Annotated in this window: 15 protein-coding genes; 1 reads left to right on the plus strand and 14 read right to left on the minus strand. The window is 32.7% G+C overall.

Annotated elements, in window-relative coordinates:
* Positions 1 to 21: 21 nt before the first annotated feature.
* The 5 genes from H3S88_RS01030 to moaC form a co-directional block, all read right to left on the minus strand.
* A complete protein-coding gene (locus H3S88_RS01030; protein WP_198226325.1) occupies positions 22 to 1,848 on the minus strand; it encodes a sulfatase-like hydrolase/transferase in 1,827 nt (608 codons plus the stop codon).
* Between the two features lie 175 nt (positions 1,849 to 2,023).
* A complete protein-coding gene (locus H3S88_RS01035; RefSeq protein ID WP_198226323.1) occupies positions 2,024 to 2,722 on the minus strand; it encodes a Bax inhibitor-1/YccA family protein in 699 nt (232 codons plus the stop codon).
* A gap of 56 nt (positions 2,723 to 2,778) precedes the next feature.
* Positions 2,779 to 3,222: a molybdopterin synthase catalytic subunit MoaE gene (gene moaE / locus H3S88_RS01040; RefSeq protein WP_198226321.1), complete on the minus strand. Its 444-nt coding sequence runs from the start codon at positions 3,220 to 3,222 to the stop codon at positions 2,779 to 2,781.
* Positions 3,223 to 3,226: 4 nt separating this feature from the next.
* Positions 3,227 to 3,472 carry a molybdopterin synthase sulfur carrier subunit gene (moaD, locus tag H3S88_RS01045; protein ID WP_039128173.1) on the minus strand — a complete coding sequence of 82 codons (246 nt, stop codon included), beginning with the start codon at positions 3,470 to 3,472 and terminating at the stop codon, positions 3,227 to 3,229.
* Positions 3,465 to 3,956 (minus strand): cyclic pyranopterin monophosphate synthase MoaC, encoded by a 492-nt coding sequence (moaC, locus tag H3S88_RS01050; protein ID WP_039128171.1) that lies wholly within the window; start codon positions 3,954 to 3,956, stop codon positions 3,465 to 3,467. The genes moaD and moaC overlap by 8 nt, the downstream gene beginning before the upstream one ends.
* 220 nt (positions 3,957 to 4,176) lie before the next feature.
* Here moaC and priA point away from each other — a divergent pair, with 220 nt between their 5' ends.
* Positions 4,177 to 6,345 carry a primosomal protein N' gene (priA, locus tag H3S88_RS01055; protein WP_198226319.1) on the plus strand — a complete coding sequence of 723 codons (2,169 nt, stop codon included), beginning with the start codon at positions 4,177 to 4,179 and terminating at the stop codon, positions 6,343 to 6,345.
* Positions 6,346 to 6,394: 49 nt separating this feature from the next.
* Here priA and H3S88_RS01060 read toward each other — a convergent pair whose 3' ends face one another.
* From H3S88_RS01060 to bamA, 9 genes are all read right to left on the minus strand, one after another.
* Complete coding sequence (locus tag H3S88_RS01060; protein WP_198226317.1) at positions 6,395 to 6,700, minus strand: helix-hairpin-helix domain-containing protein; 306 nt, start codon at positions 6,698 to 6,700, stop codon at positions 6,395 to 6,397.
* A gap of 153 nt (positions 6,701 to 6,853) precedes the next feature.
* Positions 6,854 to 8,713, minus strand: coding sequence for a SurA N-terminal domain-containing protein (locus H3S88_RS01065; RefSeq protein ID WP_198226315.1), 1,860 nt, complete (start codon positions 8,711 to 8,713; stop codon positions 6,854 to 6,856).
* A gap of 132 nt (positions 8,714 to 8,845) precedes the next feature.
* Complete coding sequence (gene lon / locus H3S88_RS01070) at positions 8,846 to 11,281, minus strand: endopeptidase La (RefSeq protein ID WP_198226313.1); 2,436 nt, start codon at positions 11,279 to 11,281, stop codon at positions 8,846 to 8,848.
* A gap of 187 nt (positions 11,282 to 11,468) precedes the next feature.
* Positions 11,469 to 12,743 carry an ATP-dependent protease ATP-binding subunit ClpX gene (gene clpX, locus H3S88_RS01075; protein ID WP_198226311.1) on the minus strand — a complete coding sequence of 425 codons (1,275 nt, stop codon included), beginning with the start codon at positions 12,741 to 12,743 and terminating at the stop codon, positions 11,469 to 11,471.
* Positions 12,744 to 12,755: 12 nt separating this feature from the next.
* Positions 12,756 to 13,358, minus strand: a complete 603-nt coding sequence (gene clpP, locus H3S88_RS01080; protein WP_065737770.1) for an ATP-dependent Clp endopeptidase proteolytic subunit ClpP — start codon at positions 13,356 to 13,358, stop codon at positions 12,756 to 12,758.
* A gap of 93 nt (positions 13,359 to 13,451) precedes the next feature.
* Positions 13,452 to 14,753, minus strand: coding sequence for a trigger factor (gene tig / locus H3S88_RS01085; RefSeq protein WP_198226309.1), 1,302 nt, complete (start codon positions 14,751 to 14,753; stop codon positions 13,452 to 13,454).
* Between the two features lie 107 nt (positions 14,754 to 14,860).
* A complete protein-coding gene (lpxD, locus tag H3S88_RS01090) occupies positions 14,861 to 15,889 on the minus strand; it encodes a UDP-3-O-(3-hydroxymyristoyl)glucosamine N-acyltransferase (protein WP_198226307.1) in 1,029 nt (342 codons plus the stop codon).
* A complete protein-coding gene (locus H3S88_RS01095) occupies positions 15,889 to 16,377 on the minus strand; it encodes an OmpH family outer membrane protein (RefSeq protein ID WP_198226304.1) in 489 nt (162 codons plus the stop codon). Before H3S88_RS01095 ends, lpxD begins: the two co-directional genes overlap by 1 nt.
* Before the next feature lie 39 nt (positions 16,378 to 16,416).
* Positions 16,417 to 18,840, minus strand: a complete 2,424-nt coding sequence (bamA, locus tag H3S88_RS01100; RefSeq protein WP_198226302.1) for an outer membrane protein assembly factor BamA — start codon at positions 18,838 to 18,840, stop codon at positions 16,417 to 16,419.
* Between the last annotated feature and the right edge of the window lie 8 nt (positions 18,841 to 18,848).

The following is an 18,848-nucleotide window of genomic DNA, read 5'->3' on the forward strand; positions in this document are numbered from 1 at the left end:
TAGATATTCCGTTCTAATATGTTAATGATTTTTTCTTTGGCTGAAAAAATAACTCATATTTTTCATCGCTTCTTGAATATTTTGGTAATTTGGTGCCTCGTTAACCTCACGATTATGTATATCCATATAACGACTAATACCAATTCTATTAACAAAATAGATATTATCTGCTGTTCTAACAGCATAAGAACTGTAGTTAGACATTAATAACCAATTACGATCAGTTATAGGTTTAAATAAATCATATCCGGTAGAATAATCCTTTATATCATTTTCAACATATAAATAATGCTTCATTAGGGATGGGACAACATCTTCATGGTTAGTTAATTTATTACTGTTATTTATCAAATTGCCTAACTCTGTCGCACCAACAATAATAAAAGGTACCTTAGTTTGTGCATCAGTATAATTACCATTATGCCCCCAAAAACCTAGTTTATTATCATTCATTTCTTGACTATGATCACCTGTTATAATTAACAATGTATCATTTAAAGAGTCTGATTTAATAAGTTCATCATAAATATTTTGTAATAAATAATCATCATAATAGACACTTTGTTTGTAACGATTAAAAATCGGCAAAGGATCTGTATCATTGTTCAATGTCATATAGTTAAGATCGCCAATAGGTTTGAACTTAACTGAAAAATCATCTGGGAAATCATACGCATGAGGCGCATCATAAAATAAAAAAGAAAACGTTGGTCTTGAGATATCTCGCGATTTATACCATTCTAACCAATCATCAGTGATTTGTTTATCCCGTTTAGATGCTGAGCCATCTTTACTACTGATTCTTAAGTTTTCAATAGTAACAAACGCAGTTCGATCAAATTCAGGTGCAGTAACTTTAGCTGATGTAAAAATACCAATATTATAATTTTCTTTCTGTAAAGTTGTAATAAATACGGACGGAATGCTACCACGTAAAAATGAATCCCAGTAAGTACCTGGAATACCATAAAAAAGTCCAAAAATACCCGTACGCGTTGCATTACCTGTCGAATAATGATTATTAAAGATCACGCCATTATTATTCTTAACAAACTGAAAAGTATTTGGTGAGATTTCATTACTAAAAGTATCATATCTCCATGAATCTAAAACAATAAATATTATATTTTTAAGTTTTTTATTTTCTGGGTTAATCACTAACGGATTTTTAGGATAATCTACAGTTGCATTAATATTATCTTTATCATAAACAACTTTTCGCGCACCTTCCTTATCAAAAATATTCATGATTTTTTTTGAAGTCAATGGACGATAAAGAGGAATATATTCTTTCACAACCATTATTGGAGAATAAGCATAATAAAAACCAACCATATGTCCAAACTGGCTAATAAATAAAGAAGCAATTAATAGCAGTGTGGATAATAAAATTGCTTTCGATTTACTATGAGGTTTAGATACTTTGAAATCAATAATATAGATAACAAGATATTCAACACAAAATGAAACGATAATAAGCGCCAGCATTAACAAATATGTCGTTATAGAAAAATCAACAATTTGACCTGATAATACCATTGATAAAACAGATTCATTAATATGGAATCGATATTGCTGAAAAACAATTGTATCAACATATAATGTTATTTGAATAAAACTAAATAAAATAGCAAGAATGGCATGACATAAATATTTTCTTAACCACAATGTTGGTATACAGAATAAAAAAAACAATATATATACTGAAAAAAAATGTCCAAGTACAGCAAACACTGAAAATGTGCTACCAAGCCAAGAAAACGCTACATCAGGAACCAGAAAGAAACGTACTGCAATAAGAGATGAAATGAAGATATTTATTAAAACAAAACAGTATAATTTTTTCATAGTACTCACTAGTAGACCATCCATTCACTTAACATCAAAAGAATCTTACAGTATTTTATACTGAAACGTAGTGCTTTCCTGAAACTTTTTAACAAGTTAGCATTATCTAGATAAATACTAATAAAATATTAACAAAAAAGGGCTCTAATTGAGCCCTCTTTCTAGATTCAAACCATTATCGTCTATCGGCAAAAATTCTTAATAACATAATAAATAAATTGATAAAATCAAGATAAAGTTGTAATGCACCTAAAATAACATAACGTCTAAATATATTCTGATCGTCTTGAGGTAAACCGTCACCTAATTCTTTCAATTTTTGAGTATCGTAAGCAGTTAGTCCTGCAAAAACAAATACACCAATATAGGTAATAGCCCACATCAATGGTTCACTATGCATAAATATATTCACTAATGATGCAATGACTAATCCAATTAATCCCATAAATAAGAAACGACCGAAACTAGACAAATCTCGCTTAGTAGTATAGCCATAAAAAGCCAAAGCTGCGAACATACCTGCGGTAATAAAAAACACACTTGCTATTGACGATGAAGTATAAACTAGAAAATAGATTGAAAAGGTACAACCATTTAAAACCGAATAAAGCATAAATAATGTCGTTGCGGCAGCGCCAGAAAGACGATTAATCATGCCAGAAATAACGAAAACTAATGCCAGTTCCGCTATCATCAATACCCACATACCTTTATATAATAATTGTATCAGTGCAAGATTACTTGATGCAAACCAAGCAACTAAAGCTGTTAATAATAAACCAACAGTCATCCAACCATATACATGGCTCATATATGTTTGTACACGACTGCCAGCTTGTTCATTAATCAAACCATTCGGCGAAAAATTTGCCATTCCTTATCTCTCCTAAAAATGCCATATAAACTATCGTATTATATATTAAATAGGGATTAATTCCATTTTTTCAATGCATCTACGTCGGTTTTTTTTGCTTCAACCCAGCTATCACCATCAATGGTTCGTTCTTTCTTCCAAAATGGAGCTTCATTTTTCAAAATATCCATAATAAATTCAGCAGCCGCAAATGAATCGGCACGATGAGCACTACTTACCCCAACAAATACGATCTGCTCATTAGCATTAATTTCCCCAACTCGATGTATTACCACAACTCGACTTAATTGCCATCTTTTTCGAGCATTAGCGATTATATTAGCTAATACTTTCTCTGTCATTTCTGCATAATGTTCTAAATAAAGGCTCAATGTCTGTTTTTCAAAACAACGAACCTTACCCATAAAAGTGACAATTGCACCATCTTGGGGTAATTCTGAAAGCCAATTAATTAACTGATTATTATCAATTGACTCTTCATTTACTTTAATAATATCCATCGTTTTAACCACCTGTTACAGGAGGAAAAAAGGCAATTTCATCGCCAGCCTGAATAATATAATCAGAATCAACCAAAACTTGGTTCACGGCACATAAAATAACTCTTTCTTTGAATGCTAAAGCCCACCTATCGCCACGTTTGCTGAGTTGTTCAAGCAATTCCAAAATAGAAACTTGATTAGCATCTAAGATAATGCTGTCAATTTCAACTAACTCTCTAATTTGAGCAAAAAAAATAATTTTATTCATCTAGTTCCTTGGCAATAAAGTCTCCAGACTTACCACCACTCTTATTCAATAATCTTACTTGCGTAATAACCATATCCTTTTGTACAGCCTTACACATATCATAAATAGTTAAGGCAGCAACTGAAGCTGCTACCATAGCCTCCATTTCAACACCTGTTTGCCCGTTTAATCGACAGGTAGCTTGAATTCGAATACAACTTTTTATTCGATCAGCTTCAATATTAATTTCAATTTTACTGAGCAAAAGCGGATGGCATAGAGGAATAATATCCCAAGTTTTTTTTGCAGCTTGAATACCAGCAATTCTTGCTGTCGCAAAAACATCCCCTTTATGATGTTTACCTTCGATAATCATATCAAGTGTTTTGGTATTCATTAAAACTAATGATTCTGCGCTTGCTTGTCGCATTGTTAGCTGTTTATTTGAAACATCAACCATATGAGCATCACCACGCTGATTAATATGCGAAAATGACTCGGGCATATTTTTGATTCCTTAAAAAATTTATAAACTCTTTAGAATATATCCAAGATAGCAAAATTTTACAAGTAGCTACTCACCTGATTAAATTAATCATTACCAGAACATATAAAAAATTAGTTTGATTTGACCTTTCAAATCATCTATAAATTTGGTATGTTTTTGCGAGTTAAATAAAAACTGCGTACAATATTACTCTCTTTAAATATAGTTGTGATTATCAATGCTTATTGCTCATGTTGCCTTACCAGTACCACTTCACCAACTTTATGATTATAATTTAACCAAGCCCGCCCAAATTGGAATGCGGGTGAAAGTTCCATTTGGTACCCGCAATGCCATAGGTATTATTGTTAAAATAGATCAGCAAACAAATATTGATATTAAAAGTTTAAAAAATATAACTACAATTATTGATAGCGAACCTCTTTTTACCCCAGATATCTGGCAATTATTAAATTGGGCGGCAGGTTATTATCATTATCCAATTGGTGAAGTGTTATTTCATGCGATGCCTGTTTTATTAAGGCAAGGACGCGAAGCTAACAAAACTCAAATCACACATTGGCAATTAACTGAATTAGGAGAGAATATTGATCTGACCGCATTATCACGGACACCAAAACAAAAATTATTATTATCATCATTTAGAGACAATACTGTTGATTCTATCAACGTAAGCACTACTATCTATAATGAATTAGAGAAAAAAAAACTAATAACACGCGTAAATGTCCAAGCAGATAATATAATGTGGCAAACAAATTTTTCTGCAAATCCAAACTTGATTAAATTAAATCAAGAACAATTCTATGCAATAGATACAGTAAATAATCATCGTCATAATTTTGCAGTATTTCTTTTAGAGGGCGTCACTGGTTCAGGAAAAACTGAAGTGTATCTCAATATAATATCTAATGTATTAGCTAAAGGTAAACAAGCATTAGTATTGGTACCTGAAATTAGCCTTACACCACAAACAATTAAACGTTTTAAAGAACGATTTAATGCTCCAATAGATATTCTACATTCTGGATTAACTAATCAACAGAGACTAGCTGTTTGGTTAAGAAGCAAAAATGGAGAAAATGCTATTGTTGTTGGTACCCGTTCATCACTTTTCACACCATTTAAAAATTTAGGCATGATTATCGTTGACGAAGAGCATGATAGTTCTTATAAACAGCAAGAAGGATGGCGTTATAATGCTCGTGATTTAGCAATTATTCGTGCAAAACTTAAAAATATCCCTATTTTATTAGGTTCTGCAACGCCTTCATTAGAAACTTTAAATAATGTTAAAAATCATAGATACCAATTGTTACAATTAACAAAACGTGCAGGTCATGCTAAACCTGTAAAGCAATCTATTTTAGATATTCGAGGTTTAACACTTGTAGCTGGCTTATCACAACCCTTAATTGAACAAATAAAAATCCATTTACACAATAATAATCAAGTTATGTTATTTTTAAATCGGCGTGGTTATTCACCTTTATTAATATGTCATGATTGTGGTTGGATTGCGGAATGTCCTCGTTGTGATCGTCCATATACTTTTCACAACCAATCACAAAAACTTAGTTGTCATTACTGTGATACACCAAGAGCAATTCCAAAACAATGTCCAAAATGTGGTTCAACTCATTTAGTACCGGTTGGGTTTGGTACTGAGCAATTAGAAAAACAACTTGAGCTTCTTTTTCCTAACACTAAAATAAGTCGCATTGATCGTGATACAGTAGCTAAAAAAGGAGCATTAGAGAATTATTTACAAAGTATTCAGCAAGGTGGTGCACATATTTTAGTTGGCACACAAATTTTAGCTAAAGGTCATCATTTTCCTGATATAACATTAGTTGGCATTGTAGATGTCGACGGAGCTTTATTTTCGAGTGATTTTCGAGCTACAGAGCAATTTGCTCAAATCTATACTCAAGTGTCAGGACGAGCTGGCAGAGAAACAAAAACAGGAGAAGTAATATTACAAACCTATCATCCTGAGCATCCATTATTAAATGTATTATTAAATAATGGATATCAAGAATTTGCTAAACAAGCCTTAAAAGAGCGTCAACAAACGTTATTACCTCCATTCAGTTATCAAGCATTAATTCGGGCAGCTGATCGCAATAATCATCATGCACAAAAGTTTTTGCAACTTATTCATGACAGATTGAAAGAGTATGGTGATAATTCCTTATGGCAACTTGGTCCTATGCCAGCAAATCAACCTAAAAAGGCAGGATATTACCGCTGGCAACTTTTGTTACAACACACAAATAGGCAATTATTACAATTAATTTTAGATAACCTTATTATTGATATAGAAAAATGGAATGAAACATCAAAAGTAAGATGGAGTATTGATATTGATCCTATCAATAATTAATATGTGATAATCGCCGACCGATATTAAAAATCGGCGGCTTAAAATAAAATTATAACGCTATTTTACCTACATTTTTGTCCAACGTTGCTTGACCAATACCGGAAACTTCCTTCAATTGTTCGATAGATACAAACGCCCCAAATTTTTCACGATATTCAACAATCTTTTTGGCTTTACTTATCCCTATACCTGTTAAAACTTTAGCTAACTCTTCTGCTGTAGCTGTATTAATATTAACTTGTATAATTTGTTGCTGTTCCTTTTTAGTTACTTCATTAGGTGGGCTATCTGCAAAACTTAAACCGGAAAAAGTGATGCTTGATAATAAAATACAAAAAATTGAAAATAGTTTCATTTGATTAACCTCTTAAAAATAGTTATGCAATTAATATGCTTTTTAACTATCTCATTTAATCAAATGTTAAAGGTTTATTAATTTCATAAATGAAAAAAGTCACCGAAGTGACTTTTCATTTTTGCTGAATTTTGCACTAATTTATGATGTGGATCACAAATTTGCATCTGGCATAATTTCAATCTTAGCTTTGGAACGAATATCTTCAGTAAGATAATAATATATATTATTGATATATAATGGTAATAATTCAGACGAGATATCTTTCTGTTCATTAGGTGTTTTTACATCAGTTAATACCACAATAGCAGCACTTCTATCATCTAAATATTGAACGCCATAAACTCTTTTAGATGTGACTGATGGCACCAAATCAAAAACCATATCAACAACTTTCGTATTCAGTACTTTTGAGTCCCGAGTAAGTTTATAACGTTGAGAAAAGTTTACATTTGGCGAACTACCTGTTTCGTTTAATTGCGTTAATATATTATCTACAGTCGATGTGAAACGTTCGTTAGCAATATTTTGATAAAGTTTCTTATTAATTTCATCTTGGACTTCTTCAAAAGGCGCTATCCCTTCCTTACGATAATCAACAACTTGAATAATAAAATCAATCATATTAATGCCTTGGCCAACAGTTATCATTTCTGAAACGTTACCTGTTGCTTGATCATCAATAATCATTTGATCACCAAATGCAACATCCCTAACTTCAGGATATCGTAAGATTGTAGTAATATCATTATAATAAGACCAATCTGAATTAACTATTTGTAAATCAGAGTCTTTTGCAATGGCTTCTAACGAATTAGGATTTTTATTTACTGCTGCCTGAATCTTGTTTTCAACAGAATCAAACATAGCATTTAATTTTTCATCTTCTAGCTTTGAAGTAATCATATGTTTTGCATAATCAAAATCCATAACTTTTGATTTTTGTATATCATCTAATTTGACGATAACATAACCATCATCAACTTTTATCGGCTTAGAAATTTGTCCAACTTTTTTTAAATTAGCATCCTTAAATGCTTGAGGTAAAGAATCATCTATAGTAAACCATCCCAATGAACCATTTTTTCCATACGGAGTGATACTAGCATTCTGATTAACCGTTTTGACAATAGAATCAAAATTACCACCAGATGATAGATCTTTCATAATATCATCTGCCTGTTCTTTATCAGTGACATAAATTACACTATAAGCTCGTTTTTCAGGAAAGGAATAATCTTTTTTATTTTTTTTAAATTGTTGTTGTACTTCTTCATCACTAATACGAATTTTATCTATATAATTAGATTTATTATTCAAAATATAGTTAAATTTAACCCTTTCTTTCCGATAAAATTCGCTCTTATGTTCTTCATAATATTTTTTTTCATCTTCAATAGTAATTTTAACATCATCCATATTTACTACTTCAGGGCTTAAAGTTGATGTGTAAACTGTCCTAGTTTGATCTTGGAGCTTGGCTAACTCAGAATCTACAGGTAATACAAAACTGGTGTTTACTAACGCATTAATGACTTGTTGTTGTTGCAAAGAGGTTTTCAAGCTTGCACCATAACCATCAGGTGTATAGCCATTTGCTGAAAGCAGTTCTAAATATTTTTTATTACTAAATTTACCATTTTCAAAAAATACTTGTTGTTGTCTGATGAATTCTTTGACTCTTTCATTACTAACATTTGCATTTAACTGCTCGGCAAATTTATAAGATAAAAAATTCGTTATTTGTGAAAATAATACATTACGGCGAAGTTGTTTGATAAAAGCAGGGTCACCCGCTGAACTTGAAGTAACTTCCCTTACTTGAGCTTCAAATTGTGCTCGATTTATCCCTTCTCCATCAACTTTTGCAATGTATTGTTGAGCATCACGCGCATTATTGCCGCCCCCAAACCCAAAGAAACCTATCCCTGTGAATATAAATGATAAAATAATTATTGCAAAAATAATTTTAACTACAATATGGTTTGCAGCTGTGCGGATTGTATCCATCATTTCTTGCGATTCTCCATATATCTAAAGATTAATTCGGCAAGTATAGCATATTTACCTAAATTGGCTATTATCAGAACGTTAAGAGATAAAAAAAGATCAACATTAAGTTGATCTTTTTAAAATTAAATACAATTAATTTAATTGTGTCTGAACTGGAATTTTAGATTTTATTTGTTTAGTTGCCTTTTTAGCTGCATGTTTTAAACTAATTTTATCTTGTTCAAGTTCTACACCAAACGGATTATTTTGTAATGCTATTGTTATTACTTCATCAATCCATTTTACTGGGCAAATATCAATTTCAGCTTTAACATTATCTGGAATTTCTTCTAGATCTTTCACATTGTCCATCGGTATAACAACCGTTTTAATTCCACCTCTATGTGCTGCAAGTAATTTTTCTTTAAGACCACCAATAGGTAATACTTCGCCTCTTAAAGTAATTTCCCCAGTCATAGCAACATCCGAACGAACAGGATTCCCTGTTAACGTTGAAATTAAGGATGTACACATAGCGATACCAGCACTTGGACCATCTTTCGGTGTCGCACCATCGGGTACATGGACATGAATATCACGTTTTTCGTAAAAATCACCATTAATACCTAATTTTTCAGCACGAGAACGAACCACTGTCAATGCGGTTTGAATAGATTCTTGCATCACATCACCCAATGAACCCGTATAAGTTAATTTACCTTTACCCGGTACACTAACTGATTCAATTGTAAGTAAATCACCGCCTACTTCAGTCCAAGCAAGACCAATAACTTGCCCAATTCGATTTTCATTATCGGTTTTACCATAATCAAATCGTTGTACTCCTAGAAAATCTTTTAAATTATCCTGAGTTATTGTCACTTTTTTTAACTTGCTATTTAAAGCTAATTGTTTTACAACTTTACGGCAAATTTTTGCTATTTCCCTTTCTAAGCTACGAACCCCTGCTTCTCGAGTATAATAGCGAATAATTCCAATTATAGCTGAATCATCTATACTAATTTCTTTTGGTTTTAACCCGTTATTCTCTATTTGTTTAGTAATAAGATGCTGTTTAGCAATATTTAATTTTTCATCTTCTGTATAGCCTGAAAGACGAATAACTTCCATTCGATCTAACAATGGTGCAGGAATATTCATCGAATTAGCTGTAGCAACAAACATTACATCAGATAAATCATAATCAACTTCAAGATAGTGATCACTAAAAGCATTATTTTGTTCAGGATCAAGTACTTCTAACAACGCAGAAGCAGGATCGCCTCGCATATCCGATGCCATCTTATCAATTTCATCCAATAAAAATAATGGATTTTTGACACCAACTTTTACCATACGTTGAATCAATTTACCTGGCATAGAGCCTATATAAGTTCTTCTATGTCCACGAATTTCTGCCTCATCACGAACACCACCTAATGCCATTCGAACATATTTACGCCCTGTTGCTTTAGCGATAGACTGACCAAGAGATGTTTTACCAACACCAGGAGGTCCAACTAGACATAATATAGGTCCTTTGACTTTATTAATTCGACCTTGAACAGCTAAATATTCCAATATACGATCTTTAACTCTTTCTAAACCATAATGATCTTTATCTAGAATTTTTTGAGCGCCCTCAATATCTTTTTTAACTTTGCTACGTTTATGCCACGGAATTTGTATCATCCAATCAATATATCCTCTGACTACAGTTGCTTCAGCAGACATTGCAGGCATCATTTTGAGTTTATTAAGTTCAGCCAAAGCTTTTTCTGTTGCCTCTTGTGGCATTTTAGCTTTGGTAATTTTACTTTTTAACTCTTCATATTCATCTGGTTTATTATCGATATCACCCAATTCTTTATGAATTGCTTTTATTTGCTCGTTAAGATAATACTCTTTTTGCGCTTTTTCCATTTGTTGCTTAACACGCTGACGAATATTTTTTTCAACTTGCAATAAATCGATTTCAGATTCCATCAATGAAATAAGTAACTCAAAACGTTTTTCCAAATTAGCTGTAACCAGTAATTCTTGCTTTTGTTCTACTTTCAAAAATAATGTAGCGGCAATAGAATCAGCCAGTTGTGAAGGCTCTTTAATCAAACGAATTGAATCAACAACTTCTTGTGTTACCTTTTTATTCAGTTTTGCATAATCATCAAAATTAGAAAGTACAACTCGCATTAAAGCTTCATTTAAATCATCATTTTTGTTTTTTTCATGCAATGTTTCGATATTGGCAATAAAAAAGTCGTCTTCTTTTTGTTCTAAAATATCAACAATTTTAGCTCTTTCAACACCTTCAACTAAAACTTTTACTGTTCCATCTGGAAGTTGAAGCAGTTGTAAAATATTGGCAACAGTCCCAGTTTCGTATAAATCATCAACATCTGGATCATCTTGTGATGGATTTTTTTGAGTAACAAGGAAAACTTGTTTATCCATTTCCATTGCACTCTCAAGACAACGTATCGATTTATTTCGACCAACAAAGAGAGGAATTACCATATGTGGAAATACCACAACATCACGTAATGGTAAAATAGGCATAATCATTTGTTTAGTTTGTTTTGTTTTCATTTTTTTCTCTCTAATAGTACAAACCCATTATGTTGATATTGGGATTGATTTTAGATATTCAAGCCTATTGTTATGAGTCAAATATATACTATTCCTTAAACATTTTGACAATATCTACATGTAATTAGATATAATATAAATTAGATCATGCTTGTTAAAGTTTCAACAATAACAAGCATCTTCATAGTTAAGCTGACAACTCAACATCTTCTCGGTAAATTAAAGCTGGTGCTTGGGATTTTTCTACTGTTTCTTGTTCAACAATAACTTTTTTAATATTCTTCATAGATGGTATATCATACATTGTATCTAATAAAATATTTTCAACAATAGAACGTAAACCTCGAGCTCCTGTTTTACGTTGCAACGCTTTTATTGCAATAGCGTTTAATGCATCTTCAGTAAACTCTAATTCAACTCCATCTAACCTAAATAATGTTTCAAACTGCTTAGTTAAAGCGTTTTTAGGTTCAGTTAAAATACTAATTAAGGCATTTTTGTCTAATTCTGATAATGTACCGATAACGGGTAATCGACCAATAAATTCAGGAATCAAACCAAATTTTACTAAATCTTCAGATTCAACTTGAGCGAGTAACTCGGACTCCGTTGCCTTATTTTTACTGCTTTTAACATCAGCTCCAAAGCCAATACCAGTATTAACAGATACTCGATTTTCTACTACTTTATTCAAGCCACTAAATGCCCCACCACAAATAAACAGAATCTTTGAGGTATCAACCTGTAAAAATTCTTGTTGAGGATGTTTACGTCCGCCTTTGGGTGGCACAGAGGCAATAGTACCTTCAATAATTTTTAATAAAGCTTGTTGTACACCTTCACCTGACACATCTCTTGTGATTGAAGGATTATCTGATTTTCTTGAAATCTTGTCTATTTCATCAATGTAAATTATGCCACGTTGTGCTTTTTCAATATCATAATCACAACTCTGTAATAATTTTTGGATGATATTTTCAACATCTTCACCAACATACCCTGCTTCTGTTAATGTTGTTGCATCTGCCATCGCAAAAGGAACATCTAAAAAGCGAGCTAAAGTTTCAGCTAATAATGTTTTACCACTACCGGTTGGACCAATTAATAAAATATTACTTTTACCTAATTCGACATCATTATGACTTGCATAACTACGTAAACGTTTATAATGATTATAAACTGCTACAGATAATACTTTTTTTGCTTTTTCTTGACCAATAACATATTCATCAAGATGGTTTCGAATTTCATGAGGAGTTGGTAATGGTTTACTATTAAATTCTTCATGTGAGAGAAAACTTTTTGTCTCTTCTTTTAAAATATCATTGCATAGCCCAATACACTCATTACAAATATAAATAGATGATGGTCCTGCAATTAGTTTGCGAACTTCATGTTCACTTTTACCACAAAAAGTACAATAGAGTAATTTTTCTGAGCTTTCATTATTCACTTTTACCACCTAGCTAATTTATTATGAACGTTTACTATATATGGCATCCACTAAACCATATTCAACTGCTTTTTCGGCAGACATAAAGTTATCACGATCTGTATCTTTTTCAATTACACTAATATCTTGACCAGTATGCATTGCCAAAATATTATTTAAACGGCTTTTTACTTGTAAGATTTCTTGTGCATGTATTTGAATATCGGAAGCTTGTCCTTGAAAACCGCCTAATGGTTGATGAATCATTACCCTGGCGTTAGGTAAGCAATATCGTTTACCTTTTGTTCCCGCAGTTAAAAGCAATGATCCCATTGAACATGCTTGTCCCAAACAAATTGTGCTAACATCAGGTTTTATAAATTGCATAGTATCATAAATGGCCAGTCCGGCTGTAACAACACCACCTGGTGAATTTATATATAAATGGATATCTTTTTCAGGATTTTCAGCTTCTAGAAATAACATTTGAGCGATAATTAAGTTAGCCATATTATCTTCAACTTGTCCTGTTAAAAAGATGATTCGCTCTTTTAATAACCGTGAATATATATCGTAAGCTCTTTCTCCACGAGAGCTTTGCTCAACAACCATTGGAATCACACCCATATATGGTTCTAAAGGCATTTTTATCTCCTAATTAAACAAAATAGCCCAAACAGATAATTCTTATTTGGGCTTAAAAGTAATCTTTTTATTTAATGAAGCAGTGTATAGATATTAAGCCACTTGCTGATTCATTAATTCAGAAAACGAGTAATTTTTATCGGTTACTTTAGCACTAGCTAATAATAAATCAACTACTTGATCTTCAATCGCTACAGACCGAATATTATCCATCGCTTTCTTATCTTTACTGTAATATTCTAAAACTTCTTTAGGATCTTCGTAAGCAGAAGCAATTTCATCAATTAATGATTTAACCTTTGTATCATCAGCTTTAATTTTATTACTTTCAATAATTTCACTAAATAATAAACCTACTGATACACGACGTTTAGCTTCAGCTTCGAATAATTCTTTAGGAAGATCCATTGATTGCTTCATGTTTCCACCAAATCGAGATACGGCTTGTTGACGTAATACATCAATTTCGCGTTCAACTAATGCAGAAGGAACATCAATTTCATTATTCTTAACTAAACCATCAATAACTTGTGCTTTAATTTTATTACGAATAGTTGCATTAAGTTCGCGCGACATATTTTTTCGTACTTCAATACGTAAGCTTTCAACTGTACCATCTGCGATACCAAACCGTTTAATGACATCTTCAGTAAGCTCTGGAAGTTCAAGCTCTTCCACTTTTTTCAATGTTGCAGAAAATACTGCAGGCTTACCTTTTAAATTTTCCGCATGATAATCTTCTGGGAATGTTACGTTAATATCAAATTGGTCATTAGCTTTATGATCTAAAATAGCATCTTCAAACCCAGGAATCATTCTACCTTGACCTAAAACTAATACAAAATCATTAGCTTTACCGCCTTCGAATTCTTCACCATCAACTTGACCAACAAAATCTAAAGTTACACGATTTTGTTCTTTAGCTGATTGATCAACTTCTTTCCAAGTCCCTTGTTGTTTACGTAATGTTTCAATCATAGTTTCAACATCAGCATCAACAACTTCGGCTACTGGTTTTTCAACTTCGATCTTATCTAGATCTTTGATTTTAACTTCAGGGTAAACCTCAAATTCAACAGTAAAGGTGTAATCTTCTCCATCTTTATATTCTGTTGGAGTATAAGTTGGTGCACCTACTGGATTTATTTTTTCTTGAACAATCGCTTCAATGAAATTTTGTTGCATTAAGTCACTTAATGCATCTTGTAAAATCGACGCACCATAGCGTTGTTCAACAATTTTTAAAGGTACTTTTCCTTTGCGGAAACCATCAATTCGTACTTTTTTTGCAGTTTTAATCAGCTCTTTATCAATTGCTTTTTTAATATCTTCTGATTTAATGGTAATGGATAAACGTCTACCTAAACCTTTTGTTGTTTCCACCGAAACTTGCATCTTTATACCTCGAAATTATTGAATAATATCTGCTCATGATTATTTTAAATTGATAATTGAGCCAACAAATTTATAAAATAGGCGAGCATTATACCGACCGTAAACGTCTACGTCGAGACATTTAATAGTTTCTTCTCAAGCGCTTTCAAACGTTTATTCATTTCATCAATATGTAACACTAACGAAGCGGTTTTTCGCCATACTTTATTTTCTTGTAGTGGGATCCCAGATGAATATACACCAGGTTCGGTGATAGGACGCATCACCATTCCCATGCCAGTGACGGTTACTTGATCACATATTTCCATATGTCCATTAATAACACTTGCTCCACCGATTAGACAGTGACGACCAATAGTTAAGCTACCAGCCATAATAACGCCTCCCGCAACTGCGGTATGATCACCAATTATATCGTTATGAGCGATTTGGCATTGATTGTCAATAATAACACCATTACCTATAATCGTATCATCCAGCGCACCTCTATCTATTGTGGTTGATGCACCTATCTCTACATTATTGCCAATGACAACACGCCCCAATTGAGGAATTTTAATCCAGTTTCCTTTATCATTAGCATAACCAAATCCATCCGCTCCTATGACCGTTCCTGATTGAACTAAGCAATTGTCTCCAATAATACAGTTGTGATAAACCGTGACATTAGCCCATAATTTTGTATTTGCACCTATCTTTGTACCTTTACCTACAAAACAACCCGCACCAATAACACAATTATCACCTAATACAACATCACTTTCGATAACAGCATTTGCACCAATTGAAATATTACTGCCTAACTGAGCAGATGAATCAATTACCGCTGATACTGCTATATCTTTAGCTGGTGTAGGTGTTGTATCAAAGTACTGAGCTAATTTTGCATAAGTAAAATAAGGATCTTTTACAATTAATGCAGCACCTTGCCAATACTTAAGACTTTCTTCTGTCATTACTACGGCAGAAGCTTTACATTCTGATAAATTATTCTGCAATTTTTTATCGGACAAAAAAGTAATCTGTCCTGATACTGCACTTTTCATTGATGCAATACCTGTGATAGTTATATTACCATCACCATATAACTTTGCATCAAATTGTTTAGCCAACTGTTCTAAACGGAAAGCAAACATTATTTTTTAACCTTTTCCAATACTTTATTAGTGATATCTACCGCATCCGATGCTGATAATGTAGCTTCTGCTTTTAAAATAATATCGTATTTTTCTGTAGTAACAATACTTTTAACAGCTTCTTGGATTTTAGTTAATAATTTACCCACTTCTTCTGATTCGCGTTTGCGGTAATCTGTAGTAAACGCTTGTGCTTTATTTTCAAAATCTGAAATTGTTTTATTTAACTTTGTTTTTTCAGAAGCTGATAATGTTAAACCATCTTTCTTTAAACGAGCTGCCGCATCACTAGCTTTCTTTTCTTCTTCACGCAATGATTTTTCTCTGGCTTCAAATTCTTTATTTAAAGCCTGTCCAACTGTTTCTCGTTCAGGCATATTTTGCAATACAGACATTACATCAATAACCCCGATTTTGACTTCTGCATTTGCTATACCAGTAAACAGTAATGCAGCACTTATACTAAGAACGGATATAATTTTTTTCACTTTCTTCACCTATGTCTATTTATTAATTTTGACATGGATTTACCATGTCGAACCGATATTAAATTGGAATTGTTGAGCTGAATCACCATTATATTTCTTAAGCGGTTGGGCATAAGAAAAAACTAATGGACCTAATGGTGACATCCATTGAACAGCCAATCCTGCCGACATTCTTATATCAGAAGGTGAACTATAATCTGGAATATCCTTGTTCTTAAAATTCCACTCAGTATCCCATACTGTACCAGCATCAAAGAATACAGAGGTACGAATGCTATCTGTATATTTTTCTCCAGCAAATGGAGTAGGAACGATCAACTCTGTACTAACAAATGCTAAAGTATTACCACCAACTGCATCCTTCGATCTTTTACAATTACTTGTATTATCTAAACCACTACAACCATCATCACTATTAAAATAAACTGCTTTAGGACCAACAGTGTTGGCTTTAAAACCACGTAGTACAGTCGAACCACCAGCATAAAAGTTCTCATAGAATGGCAACTCTTTACCACCAAAACCATTACCATAACCCAAACGACCTCGAGTTAAGAAAACCCAATGATGTTCAGAATCAAATGGATAATAATAGGAAGCATCAGTGATTACTTTGTAGAATCGGTTATCAAATACAGGTACTGTTATTTTTGCGTTAGCGGTCACTCTTAAACCATCAGTAGGGAAAAATCCTCGATCTAATGAATTATACGTCCAATAAGCATTTAGTAATAAATCATTAGTGTCGAAAGAAATAGAACGTCTATTCTTCATATTTTCACCCATAGATTCAAAATAACGCCACATTCCATATTGAGCTTTCATATCAGACAATTTATGATTGGCATATTCAGTACCAAAGCGAATGAAATTATTTTCACTAATTGGAAATCCTAAATTTGCTGATGCTCCCCATGTTTTACTCGAGTATTCTGACTCTTCATCATCATCATCCGCTTTATAAGTATTATAGTAGACACTACCACCTAAGCTTACACCATCAACAGTAAAATAGGGATCAACAATTGAAACAGAGGCCGTTTTATCAGTATCAGTGGTGTTAATATCAAATGATACACTATTGCCTGTACCTAACCAGTTATCTTGCGATATACCTGCATTAAAACTAACACCACTATCTGAACCAATACCCACACCAAATTTAATACTACCAGTGTTACGCTCAGAAACTTTATAAATGATATCAACTTGATCATCTATTCCAGGCACTCGTTCAGTATTCGCTTCGACAGTATCAAAAAAACCTAATCGATTTAAACGTTCCTTACCTAACTCAACTAAACCGTTACTTAACCATGAACCTTCCATTTGACGAAGCTCACGGCGGATAACACTTTCACTAGTCACTGTATTTCCGACTATTCTAATATTACGAACATAATAACGTTGTCCAACATCAACCATCACTATTAGTTTTACAGTATGTTCTGAATCATTCAATTCTGGCTGAATAACGACTCTAGGGTAAGCATAACCGAAATTAGCAAGTAAGCGTTTAACATTATCTTCGATATCTGTTATTCTCTGACCATTATATAAATCGCCAACTGATATGCGCTCATTAGCTATTTTAGCAATCGCATCTTTATGACCCGAAAAGTTTCCTTTAAAATCAATACCAGATAACTTGTATTGTTCACCCTCATGGATATTAATCGTTACATAAATACCTTTTTTGTCTGGCGTTAAACTTACTTGCGTGGAATCTATATTAAAACGAGCGTAACCACGATTTAGATAGAAACTTTGCAATTCATCTAAATCACTAGCCAATTTTTGTTTTTGATATTTTCGATCACCAAGCATGTTCCACCATGGAACTTCATCACGTAATGAAAAACGTGAAATAAGTTCTTCTGAAGAAAATGCTTTAGCACCAACAATATTGATTTGATCAATTAATGCCGATTTACCCTCTGCAATTACCAATTTTAAATCAGCACGATTACGAGATAATGGGGTAACTACAGCTGTAACATTTGCATTATACTTCCCAACACTGTAGTAAAAATCTTCTAAACCTTTTTCAATTGCCGAAAGCATAGTACGATCTAATGCTTCACCTTCCCGAATGCCAGAGCTATCTAAGTTTTTTTTCAACATATCATCCTTCACTGATTTATTACCAGAAAAAGTGATACTCGCAATAGTTGGACGCTCTTGAACATGAACAATCAATTTATTACCATCTCGGGAAACACTGATATTATCAAAATTACCACTAGCATAAAGGGATTTGATAATACGCCCTAAATCAGCTTCATTAACATAATCGCCAACTTGGACAGGCATCTCAAGCAATGCAGCGCCAGGAGTAACTCTTTGCAAACCTTCAAATTCAATATCTTTTACTATAAAATCATCAACACAAAATGCGTTGGAACTATACATTGCTGTACCACTGAACAGCAAAGATGCTATAAGTAATTTATTTATTTTCATTGTAAATG

The organism is Gilliamella sp. B14448G11 (assembly GCF_016101765.1).
In the GTDB taxonomy this organism is placed as follows: domain Bacteria; phylum Pseudomonadota; class Gammaproteobacteria; order Enterobacterales; family Orbaceae; genus Gilliamella; species Gilliamella apicola_N.

Coding starts and splice junctions, on each gene's coding strand:
- moaD (WP_039128173.1), bottom strand. CDS start 3,472: ATGAATAAAATTATTTTTTTTGCTCAAATTAGAGAGTTAGTTGAAATT.
- H3S88_RS01065 (WP_198226315.1), bottom strand. CDS start 8,713: ATGATGGATACAATCCGCACAGCTGCAAACCATATTGTAGTTAAAATT.
- H3S88_RS01060 (WP_198226317.1), bottom strand. CDS start 6,700: ATGAAACTATTTTCAATTTTTTGTATTTTATTATCAAGCATCACTTTT.
- priA (WP_198226319.1), top strand. CDS start 4,177: ATGCTTATTGCTCATGTTGCCTTACCAGTACCACTTCACCAACTTTAT.
- moaC (WP_039128171.1), bottom strand. CDS start 3,956: ATGCCCGAGTCATTTTCGCATATTAATCAGCGTGGTGATGCTCATATG.
- moaE (WP_198226321.1), bottom strand. CDS start 3,222: ATGGATATTATTAAAGTAAATGAAGAGTCAATTGATAATAATCAGTTA.
- bamA (WP_198226302.1), bottom strand. CDS start 18,840: ATGAAAATAAATAAATTACTTATAGCATCTTTGCTGTTCAGTGGTACA.
- tig (WP_198226309.1), bottom strand. CDS start 14,753: ATGCAAGTTTCGGTGGAAACAACAAAAGGTTTAGGTAGACGTTTATCC.
- H3S88_RS01035 (WP_198226323.1), bottom strand. CDS start 2,722: ATGGCAAATTTTTCGCCGAATGGTTTGATTAATGAACAAGCTGGCAGT.
- clpP (WP_065737770.1), bottom strand. CDS start 13,358: ATGCCTTTAGAACCATATATGGGTGTGATTCCAATGGTTGTTGAGCAA.
- lpxD (WP_198226307.1), bottom strand. CDS start 15,889: ATGTTTGCTTTCCGTTTAGAACAGTTGGCTAAACAATTTGATGCAAAG.
- lon (WP_198226313.1), bottom strand. CDS start 11,281: ATGAAAACAAAACAAACTAAACAAATGATTATGCCTATTTTACCATTA.
- H3S88_RS01030 (WP_198226325.1), bottom strand. CDS start 1,848: ATGAAAAAATTATACTGTTTTGTTTTAATAAATATCTTCATTTCATCT.